General features: G+C 61.2%; 5 protein-coding genes. 2 read left to right on the top strand and 3 right to left on the bottom strand.

What is annotated here, in order from left to right:
- Positions 1-451, top strand: a 451-nt coding sequence (locus RMO18_RS05685; protein WP_309664487.1) for a glutamate--tRNA ligase family protein, incomplete at its 5' end; no start/stop codon positions are given.
- On the opposite strand, the gene hisI is transcribed toward RMO18_RS05685, so the two are convergent.
- Positions 446-802 (bottom strand): phosphoribosyl-AMP cyclohydrolase, encoded by a 357-nt coding sequence (gene hisI / locus RMO18_RS05680; RefSeq protein WP_309664486.1) that lies wholly within the window; start codon positions 800-802, stop codon positions 446-448. The two genes, RMO18_RS05685 and hisI, sit on opposite strands and share 6 nt — an antisense overlap.
- A gap of 62 nt (positions 803-864) precedes the next feature.
- Here hisI and RMO18_RS05675 point away from each other — a divergent pair, with 62 nt between their 5' ends.
- Complete coding sequence (locus RMO18_RS05675; RefSeq protein WP_309664485.1) at positions 865-1,305, top strand: iron-sulfur cluster assembly scaffold protein; 441 nt, start codon at positions 865-867, stop codon at positions 1,303-1,305.
- Positions 1,306-1,440: 135 nt separating this feature from the next.
- Here RMO18_RS05675 and RMO18_RS05670 read toward each other — a convergent pair whose 3' ends face one another.
- Together RMO18_RS05670 and RMO18_RS05665 are read right to left on the bottom strand one after the other, a co-directional pair.
- Positions 1,441-1,563, bottom strand: coding sequence for a hypothetical protein (locus tag RMO18_RS05670; RefSeq protein WP_309664483.1), 123 nt, complete (start codon positions 1,561-1,563; stop codon positions 1,441-1,443).
- Between the two features lie 95 nt (positions 1,564-1,658).
- On the bottom strand, positions 1,659-2,825 hold a 1,167-nt coding region (locus RMO18_RS05665), incomplete at its 5' end, for an ATP-dependent DNA helicase RecG (RefSeq protein WP_309664481.1).

Raw genomic sequence — 2,825 nt, 5'->3', positions numbered from 1 at the left:
GCGTCATTTGGGTTGCGCCCCCCTATCTGGGGACACCCTGCGACTTGATGTCTCGACGGCCTTCGGCGGCCTCACGCACCTTGGGTTCGATGAAACCGGATGCAGCATTGGTCACCATCTTCTGGATGCAGAAACCTTCAGGACAGAGATTGGTGATTTTGGAATTGCCCGCCGCGAGAGCGAGACGTCCTACCACCTTGCCGTTGTCGTCGATGACGCGGCGCAGCAGATCACCCATGTTGTGCGCGGCGAGGACCTTTTTGAGGCGACGAAAATCCACATCCTGCTTCAGCGCCTTCTTGGTCTGCCGACGCCCATCTACCATCATCATCGCCTGATCCGAGATGATCAGGGCAAACGGCTGGCCAAGCGCGACGATGCGCGCGCCTTGGCGAAGTATCGGGCCGAAGGGGCGACGCCCGAAGATATCCGGCGGATGGTCAGGCTATAGCGGTTGCGAAATCTCCACCTCTTCGCCATCGCGAAGGGCCGTGAAAAAGCAGCTTTGCCGGTTGGTATGGCAGGCGGGCCCTTGCTGCTCCACCAGAACCAGCAGGCAATCGCGATCACAGTCGAGCCGCATCTCGACCAGTGTCTGAATGTGCCCCGAGGTTTCGCCCTTGATCCAGAACGCCGACCGCGACCGCGACCAATAGGTCACGCGCCCCGTCGCGAGCGTCTGGTCCAGGCTGTCACGGTTCATCCAGGCAAACATCAACACCTCGCCTGATCGGTGATCCTGCGCAATGCAGGGGATCAGGCCGTTGGCATCATAACTCAGCGAGGCGGGATCAAATCGCATGGCACTCCTCCTTGGCGGACGCGCGTTTGCGGATTACATAAGGGCAACACGAAGGATACGCCATGAGCGACAGCGACCTCATCAACCTCTATTCGGGACGCATTCTGCAGCTGGCGGCCGACATTCCGCATATTGGTCGGCTAGACACTCCGCAAGGAACCGCGCGCAGACGATCTCCGCTGTGCGGATCGACGGTGACCGTGGACGTCATCGTCAAGGCCGGGCGGGTTGCCGCATTTGCACAGGATGTGAGAGCCTGTGCCCTGGGGCAGGCGTCGGCGGCCGTGCTGGGGCGTGTGGTGATCGGCAGAACCCTGGCCGAACTGACCGAAGCCCGCGATGCTGTGGGGGCGATGTTGAAGGGTGGACCCATTCCCCCAGCGCCATTCGACAGCTATGAAGTTCTGATCCCAGCGCGTGACTTCAAGAACCGCCACGCCTCTATCCTGCTGGCGCTGGACGCGGTGTGCGAGGCGATGGTCGAAGCTGAAAAAGCCGCCTGAGCCAAGAAAAAGCCGCCGCACGTCAAGGACGGCGGCGGCAAGTGGCGTGTCTGGAAAGGTCAGATCGAGCGTCACCATGCATCACATGGGGGAAAGACGCACCGAACCTTCGGGGAACAGACCGCTGGGCAAAGACTAAGCCATGCCGGGCATCGACAGCACGGCAAACAACAGAACGAACAGGGCAATCGCCCCAACCACATCTTCCAATGCAGTTGCGTGGTCGTGGGTCAGTATCGTTTTCATCATCTTCAACATCATGCCCTCCGTTCGTGTTGCTGTATTGTTCTCATATCGGCACCCGCCTGTAAAGAACTTTTTAAGAACATCTGCGAACAGAACATGTTTTTTGATCACCCGACCGAAATCAGGCGAATCGCCCGGTCTTGATCCAGCAGCCACAGCAGTACCCGCGCCGCCTTGCCGCGCGGCCCGGTCAGCCCCGGATCGTCGAGCAAAAGCTTGCGTGCATCGGTTTGCGCGGTGGCCATCAGACCTGCTTGCCGTTCCAGATCCGCCACACGAAAGCGGGGCAGACCCGACTGCGCGGTTCCGATCAGATCACCCGCACCGCGCATGGCCAAGTCTTCTTCGGCAATGCGAAATCCGTCGTCGGTGTCGCGGATCGTCTTTAGCCGCCGTTCACCGCTTTCACCAAGCGGAGCCTGATACATCAGCAAGCAAGTCGATTGCGCCGCGCCGCGCCCGACCCGGCCGCGCAACTGGTGCAGTTGCGACAGGCCAAAGATTTCGGCCCGCTCGACAACCATGATCGAGGCATTGGGTACGTTCACCCCAACTTCAATCACCGTGGTCGCGACCAGAACAAAGGTCTGACCGGCCACGAAACGCGCCATCGCCGCATCCTTTTCGGCCGGTGGCATCTGGCCATGCACCAGCCCCACCACCCCCTCGCCCAACGCGGCGCGCAAATGCTGATACCGGGCTTCCGCGCTGGCATAATCCACAACCTCGGACTCCTCGACCAGCGGGCAAACCCAATAGGCCTGCCGCCCCTCGGCCACCGCCTGACGCAAATGCGCCACCACCTCATCCATCCGCAAAGATGAGATCAGCGCAGTACGGATCGGCTTTCGTCCGGCGGGCTTTTCATCCAGCACCGACACGTCCATGTCGCCATGCGTGGCCAGTGCGAGGCTGCGGGGAATGGGCGTCGCAGTCATCACCAGAACATCAGCCGCCTCACCCTTGGCGCCCAGTTCCATCCGCTGCGCCACGCCAAAGCGGTGTTGCTCATCCACAACCGCCAGCCGAAGATCCTGAAAATGAACATCCTTTTGGAAAACTGCATGGGTACCGACCAGAATGTTGATCAGCCCCGCCGCCAGATCGGCCAGCTTGGCATCCCGATCGCCGCCCTTGTCGCGCCCGGTCAGCAGCACCAGCCGCACACCCGCCGCAGCCGCCAAAGGCTCCAACCCTTCGAAATGCTGCCGCGCCAGAATTTCGGTAGGGGCCATCATCACCCCCTGCCCGCCCGCCTCGACCGCGATCAACAG

It is taken from the genome of Tabrizicola sp. (genome assembly GCF_031377265.1).
Lineage (GTDB): Bacteria > Pseudomonadota > Alphaproteobacteria > Rhodobacterales > Rhodobacteraceae > JAUYQR01.
The sequence above is the reverse complement of the archived record's forward strand: the minus strand, read 5'-3'. Positions and strand labels throughout refer to the sequence as shown.

Coding starts and splice junctions, on each gene's coding strand:
- hisI (WP_309664486.1), bottom strand. CDS start 802: ATGCGATTTGATCCCGCCTCGCTGAGTTATGATGCCAACGGCCTGATC.
- RMO18_RS05675 (WP_309664485.1), top strand. CDS start 865: ATGAGCGACAGCGACCTCATCAACCTCTATTCGGGACGCATTCTGCAG.
- RMO18_RS05670 (WP_309664483.1), bottom strand. CDS start 1,563: ATGTTGAAGATGATGAAAACGATACTGACCCACGACCACGCAACTGCA.